The sequence below is a fragment of the Pedobacter sp. 01T416_2 genome, assembly GCF_056398925.1.
In genome coordinates this window covers 1-6,745 of the sequence record NZ_JBFTQI010000287.1, presented here as the reverse complement: position 1 = coordinate 6,745, position 6,745 = coordinate 1, and the positions used below count along the sequence as shown (strand labels likewise).

The 6,745-nt window shown below is 39.7% G+C and carries 6 protein-coding genes; 5 read left to right on the top strand and 1 reads right to left on the bottom strand.

Annotation, left to right across the window (positions count from 1 at the left end):
* On the bottom strand, nucleotides 1-666 hold a 666-nt coding region (locus AC1DPQ_RS13515), incomplete at its 3' end, for a LytR/AlgR family response regulator transcription factor (RefSeq protein ID WP_477609725.1).
* A gap of 345 nt (nucleotides 667-1,011) precedes the next feature.
* Here AC1DPQ_RS13515 and AC1DPQ_RS13510 point away from each other — a divergent pair.
* The 5 genes from AC1DPQ_RS13510 to AC1DPQ_RS13490 form a co-directional block, all read left to right on the top strand.
* Nucleotides 1,012-2,610, top strand: coding sequence for a hypothetical protein (locus AC1DPQ_RS13510; RefSeq protein WP_477609723.1), 1,599 nt, complete (start codon nucleotides 1,012-1,014; stop codon nucleotides 2,608-2,610).
* Nucleotides 2,607-3,917 carry a hypothetical protein gene (locus tag AC1DPQ_RS13505; RefSeq protein WP_477583396.1) on the top strand — a complete coding sequence of 437 codons (1,311 nt, stop codon included), beginning with the start codon at nucleotides 2,607-2,609 and terminating at the stop codon, nucleotides 3,915-3,917. The genes AC1DPQ_RS13510 and AC1DPQ_RS13505 overlap by 4 nt, the downstream gene beginning before the upstream one ends.
* Entirely contained in the window at nucleotides 3,914-4,813 is a 900-nt protein-coding gene (locus tag AC1DPQ_RS13500) for a hypothetical protein (protein WP_477609721.1), read from the top strand. The genes AC1DPQ_RS13505 and AC1DPQ_RS13500 overlap by 4 nt, the downstream gene beginning before the upstream one ends.
* Nucleotides 4,810-5,808: a hypothetical protein gene (locus AC1DPQ_RS13495; protein ID WP_477609719.1), complete on the top strand. Its 999-nt coding sequence runs from the start codon at nucleotides 4,810-4,812 to the stop codon at nucleotides 5,806-5,808. The genes AC1DPQ_RS13500 and AC1DPQ_RS13495 overlap by 4 nt, the downstream gene beginning before the upstream one ends.
* 311 nt (nucleotides 5,809-6,119) lie before the next feature.
* Nucleotides 6,120-6,745, top strand: a 626-nt coding sequence (locus tag AC1DPQ_RS13490) for a hypothetical protein (RefSeq protein ID WP_477609717.1), incomplete at its 3' end; no start/stop codon positions are given.

The window sequence follows — 6,745 nt, the reverse complement described above, 5'->3', positions numbered from 1 at the left end:
TAGCAATAGATCGTTTTTCATCCGTACCAGGTTGTTCTCTATTTCCTCTAAATAGTTTCTCGAAATAATAAAAGATCTGTGAATCTGAATAAATGAATTGTTATTCTTAAGTATTTCTTTAATTTTTGTAAGGGTTATATGCGCGACAACAGTTTTCTGAGTAGTATATATTGAAATGTAATTCTGAATACTTTCAATTGCTATAATTTCATCAAACCTGATTTTTACCAATTTTGACTTATCATTTTTACTTTTAATAAAGAAGTACTGATCATCAACTTTTTTCTTTTCCTGGATCGGGAGAATACGTCTGCTTTGTAATTTATGCAGTACTGTAGCAAAATGGCCAAGAGAGAAAGGTTTGAGGAGAAAAGCATCAGCCTCGATTTCAAATGCATCCAGTGCATATCTGGAATGGGCTGTTGTAAAAATCAGGTTTCTTGTTTTATTGCGGATAATCTTTGCTAAATCTATTCCCGAAAGGCCTGGCATTTCGATATCCATAAAAACAATATCAAGATTATCTCCTGAAATAATGTGGTTCATTGCTTTAATGGGGTCGGTAAAACTTTCTAAAAGTTCATAATCGTCAAGGGTCGTGAGATAATCACATAGTAGTTCAAGGTTTGCGGGATCGTCATCGACCGCAATACAGTTAAATTTCATATAGAGAGCACTTTAAAGTTCAAATATAATAATCTGTAGGCTACGATTGACAAAAAAAGAGGTTTCATCATACATTTTATCGTATTCGTGGTATCATAATACCACTTACGTGTAATGGAAGCGCTTAGCTATATAAAATCTCTTTTTTTTCTATCATCTTCGATCCGGAGTTCTCAAGCTCCACCACAAACAAACTAATTACTGGATAGATCGATCATTAAACGTATAAAAATGAGTCGGCCTATAGTAAATATTTTCTTATGTAATGGGTAGTAATGCACAGTCAGTTTATGTTGAATGTTGCAGTTGTTTGTACTATGGTATAAAAGCGAAAAAATAAAAATAATGATGAACCAAACCCGTTTCTGTACTTTTTCTGGCAAACAGCTTAAAAGTTTTTTGTCAATCATTTTTTTGATCCATATCCACATTTTTTGCTTTGCTCAAACCTTTGAGGCAGGTGTGCATATACCTGCAGTGGCTTACAATCCTCCGGATCGATTTAATTACTTAGGTAAAGATGTATCTCATTACGGTTTAGGTTGGTATGGCGAAGAAAATGGTGTTCCTCCCTATGCTTATTTATCAGGATTTCAGGGGATAAAACTATTTACGCAGGGTATTCCCCGCTTTCATTTGGATGGGGCAGGTAACCTTGGGCTTGGCACCATGAACGCTAATGCCAGGTTGCATGTAAATGGTACCGGTATCTTCGAGGATAATGTGAAAATACTGGCTAAATATGCTGCATGGGGCGAGGGCTTATTGATTGTAAAACCAAATGGCTGGGCAGGGTTACGCCTTGCCAAAAACGATCCCTCCAGTGGAGATTATAACGGAAACTGGGCATTGGGCTATACCGATTACTCTGGAAATGACTTTACTATAAGCAATCAGTATAACAATGTTCAATATAACGACATTTTTCATATCCGTGCAGATAACCGCTTTGTTGGGATTGGTACAGCCAACCCAACGTCAAAATTAGAGATAGCGGGCGGTGATCTCTCTGTTTCGGGGAATTTAATGGTATCAACAGGTAATATTACAGGAGGTGGGATAAAACTAGCTGATGATGGGGATATTGTTGACCTGAATGATGGGTGGGCCACTCATCGCTTTAGTAATGGCTTAAGAATTACAAATGCAAATAGTGGGGGAGATCCAGTCATCCAGCTTGCCAATAACAGTATCATTCCAAGTTATTTCAACGTAGGTAAGGTAGGTATTGGCACTGTTAATCCATTGGGTTTACTACATCTCAATGGCGCCTATGCGACAACAGATGGTGGTAATAACTATCAGTTTGCTGGTACTGGCTTAATTGTGCAGGCGAATACAGGCGGTAGAATAGCCGATAGAGGTGCACAGATAGAATTTGTTGTGCCTGCTTCGGTTGATGGAAGTAATCCCTGGGGCCAGGGAAGGATTATTACAGTAGCGGGAAATAGTAACAATGGCGATGCTACAGGCAAAATGATTTTGGGAACGCGTAGGTCATTTAGTAAAAATGGTAAACCTGTCGAATGGTTTTATGGCGATGATATTGTAATAGTGGGCAATGGCAACGTTGGTATTAATACCCTAAATCCAACAGAAAAATTAGCGGTTAACGGCAAAATCAAAGCCCTTGAAATCCGCGTTGATGCACATGATATGCCTGATTACGTTTTTGAAGAGGGGTATGAGGTTGGAACGTTGGAGGAGTTGGAAAGTTATATTAAAAAGAACAAACACCTGCCCGAAATACCGAGTGCTATTGAAGCTGAAAAGAATGGATTGGAACTGGGAGAAATGAATAAACTGCTACTCAAAAAAATTGAAGAACTCACCTTGTATRTCATTGAAGAGCACAAGCTAAATGAAAAACGGGGAGACTTATTGGATGCCCAACGTTTAAAGATCACTGAATTGGAGAAAACACTAAAATCCTTTAAGAAATGAAATTCACATCTCGCATAGCTTCAATGTTTGCGCTAATGGTTGCCTTTTCACATCAGGCATATGCTCAAAACACTTTTCCAGGCTCTGGCCCTGCAGGAGTAAATACTTTAAGCCCTGCTGGTCATTTTCAGGTAAAAGGAGACTCCTGGTTTGATGCTAATGCCCGCATTCTTCTAACCAATAATGCAACAGATTATGGTCGCACTACATTTATGCTTACAGGTCGTTTTCAGGATCTGAATGATGCATGGAGCTTTGGTTCGGGTGCCAGAAATGCCATTGTATTTGCCCAGAATGAATCGGGTTCAGGGCTTAATATGGGCGCTTTAGGTGATGAAAAGTTTTCCCTTCAATTAGAAGGAAATTCTCGCTCGCTTGGTTTTCTATCGAAACAAATGGGAAATACGCCTAATATGGTGATGAGCCAAAACGGTTATATTGGTATAGGAAGTGTTAGTCCGCGTGAGAAGCTCGACATATGGGGAGGTAGGTTTTCGATAACAGGAGATGATCATAATGGTACGGCACTGATTACTACTTATAATGGTCTGGCGCTTTATTCCAACAATCAATTGTCTAATGGGCTTTCCATTAGTCCTGATGGAAATATCGGCATCGGTACTGGCACGGCATATGCAGGTGCAAGGTTACATATACATGGTGGTGCTATGGTATTGGGTAGCAATAGCATTATTCATAATACAGATGGCTATTTGAGCTTGGGGAATGTGCTGGCGAATTCTTCCCCAGTAAGTAGCGATTGGGCCAGTAAAACCACCTTACTGCTCAATGGTCAGGATTATTCTACCATCGGTTTTCATGATTCTGGATCAAGGGTAGATTTTATCCGTGTGGGCAATGGGACAATTGAGCTGGGTTATGATGGTGGGTTTGGGGCTCCTAACATCAAGTTTCCCGGTGGCATTTGGAACAGTGCGGGGAATGTTGGTATAGGAGTAAGCAATCCCACCGAAAAACTTTCGGTTAACGGTACGGTCAAGGCCCGCGAAATACGCGTAGATGGACAGGGTGCACCTGATTATGTTTTTGAAGAAACCTATCAGAAACTTTCACTTGCCGAGGTTGAAAAATACATCCGTTTGAACAAACACCTTCCTGAAGTACCTTCTGCAAAAGAATTAGAGCGTGACGGAATGGCCGTTGGTGAGATGAACAAAATCTTACTTAAGAAAATTGAAGAGCTTACCCTGCACCTGATCGAACACGAACGCAAAATGAACGAGCAGGCCGAAGTATTGGTCAGGCAGCAAAAGGAAATATCCGAACTTAAAGGAAAGATCAAATGAAACATTTATACATTTTAATCTTAGTGCTCTTTAGCGGTATGAACTTATCTGCCCAGCAGTTCAGTTTACCTGCCGATGGAAAATGGTATCTGGTGGCTAAAGTTGGTGGTTTGCATAGCGAATTTGAGTACACCTATAAACATACCACAGCACATAAGCCTTCATTGGTATCGGGTAGGATCCAGTTTATCAATTCACAGAATTTTTCTATTCAGGAGCATCATAGTATGGGCTATGCAGCATGGCTGCAACCGCAGTTTGCACTATTAAATTTTGGAGGAGAAAGCCAAATATGGGTAAAAGCGGCAATAGGTGCAGATCTGGGGGTTTTTAAAGTGAGCAACTTTTTAGCAGGCTCATTGGAACTCGGTTCTATCAGTGACGACAACTTGAATGATAACGGTGCCATAGTGACCATCTTTAATACGATAAGAGACAATGCCCATACTTATGTTGGCAACCTGAACGTGATGGATGGGAGTGTAGGTATAGGGACTGATCTGCCCGCCGAGAAACTAACAGTAAACGGAAAGATCAGGGCAAGAGAGATCAGGGTTGATGTTGATGCAATGCCTGATTATGTTTTTGCGCCAAAATATGAGCTGCTACCCTTACCTGAGCTTGAAAAATTTATACAAGTGTACAAACACCTACCTGAGGTTCCTTCGGCCAGAGAGGCAGAAAAGAATGGAATTGAACTTGGTGAGATTAACAAAATTCTACTCAAAAAGATCGAAGAACTTACGCTGCATCTGATAGAAAAGAATAAAGCTTTAGCTGCACAACTGGCAGATATTAATATACTTAAAAAGAATACAACGGATCAACGTGAAATGCTTTCAGCATTACAAGAACAAGTTAAACAAATATTAGCAAGACAATCTAAAGGAAAATGAAGAAGTATTTAATTTATCTGATAATAACCTTTAGTTGTGCATGGCAATTGCGTGCACAGGCTCCGATCATTACTACAGGAGTAACCATCAAAGACGCGTACGATAATGTGCTTATTAGCAAACAGGGAGATTTTGTAAATCAGCTTATCGGTACCTATGCAGGCTGGGATCCGGAGGCAATTTTTGTTGGCGGTTACAATGCTTCTTCGGTTTACAACGCCACTTMCACCAAGAGAATTTACCTCGGTGGACCGCTATCTGGCACTTATTTTTTGGCAATGGACATTCCTTCTGGAAACCTTGGACTTAATGTCGGTAATCCACAGAGTTACTTCCACGGAGGGAACAATAAAGTTTTTGAAATATTGAACCCAAATACGGAATTCAACAGCCAGTCCCATCTCATACTCAGTAACAATTCAACTTTAAGTGGCTCATCTGCTGGGAGCATAAGCTGGGTTGCTAAAAATGCACAATTTAATAAGGGGATGGCTTATATAGGTGCTCAACTTATGGATGATGCTACCAATGATGCCCGCGCCAGGCTACTTTTTGCCACTTCTAATGGTGCGCAGCCAAATGTTAGAATGGTTATTGATCCTGTAGGGAATGTTGGGATTGGTACTTTTAATCCTGAAGATAAGCTTACTGTGAATGGGCGCATTAAGGCAAACGAAATCAGGGTGAATGGACAGCAAACGCCTGATTACGTGTTTGAACCCGACTACCAAAATCTTTCGCTATCAGAACTAGAATCATACATAAAAAAATATAAACACCTACCCGAGATTCCTTCGGCCAGTGAAGCAGAAAAGAATGGAATTGAACTGGGCGAGATGAACAAACTCTTACTCAAAAAGATCGAAGAACTCACGCTCCATCTGATTGAACAGGGCAAGGAAATTAAGGCTATGAAAATGCAACAGTTAAATGGTACTAGTGTCAAACAACCAAGGCCAACGGCTAAATCCACAAAAAACAAACAAAGAAATTAAAAAAATGATGATTATCAAGTTTACAGACACATTATATGGGATCAATAGGAAGAAGATTAACCAGATTTTTGAAACCATAAGGATTGAATATTGGCAGTTTCATCAAACATTAGGTCACTTTCGTCATTTGAAAGGTACTGTTTGTGGAAATCGAGCTTAGTCGGCTTTTTTACAGCTATTTTTTTAATGATATTCGAAATTGAGTTCTCAAACTCCCAAACAAACTAAATAACGCTTTATTAATGTCTATTTCTGTCTTACCCTAAATGCAGGGAAAAGCCTTTGATAAAGAGCTATGCTAAATTTAATGTATGAACAAAGCCGTAATAACAGCTACTGTGCTGGTATTTTTTTGCCTGCATTCAGTGCAGCTTCTCGCGCAACTTCCTTCAGCAGGGCAGACTGTTATAGACAGTCTGAAATCAGGCAAGAAGAAGTTGTCCAAGCTAGATTCGCCGGCTATGCAAAAAATCCAGGAGACTAAAAAATCATTAAAGTTACAAGTAGGCGCACTAACCGGGCAGTCGGCCGGGTTGCTGAGTAAGGATAGCCTGAAAAAAAATGTTAAGATACAATCTGCGAGTGTTTCTTCGCAATATGTTAAAACAAAAGAACTGGTTACAGATAGCTTGAAATCGGCAAAAAAGAAATTCTCTAAGCTCGATTCAGTGGCAATGGGGAAAATACAGGTGACCAAAAAATCAATATTAACGCAAGCGGATGAGCGTGTAAAACAATCTGATATTGCTAAACTGTTAAAAAAAGACACGCTGAAAAAAGGTGCCAAAATACAGTTTAACGATGTATCAGTAGAAAATGCAACACAATATATCAAAACGCAGAACCCGGCCAATGGCAAAAACCTGTTAAATAATGTAACCTTTTATGGCCAATTGAAAATATATAATATTCCGATTGATCTTTCATTGGCGAACAC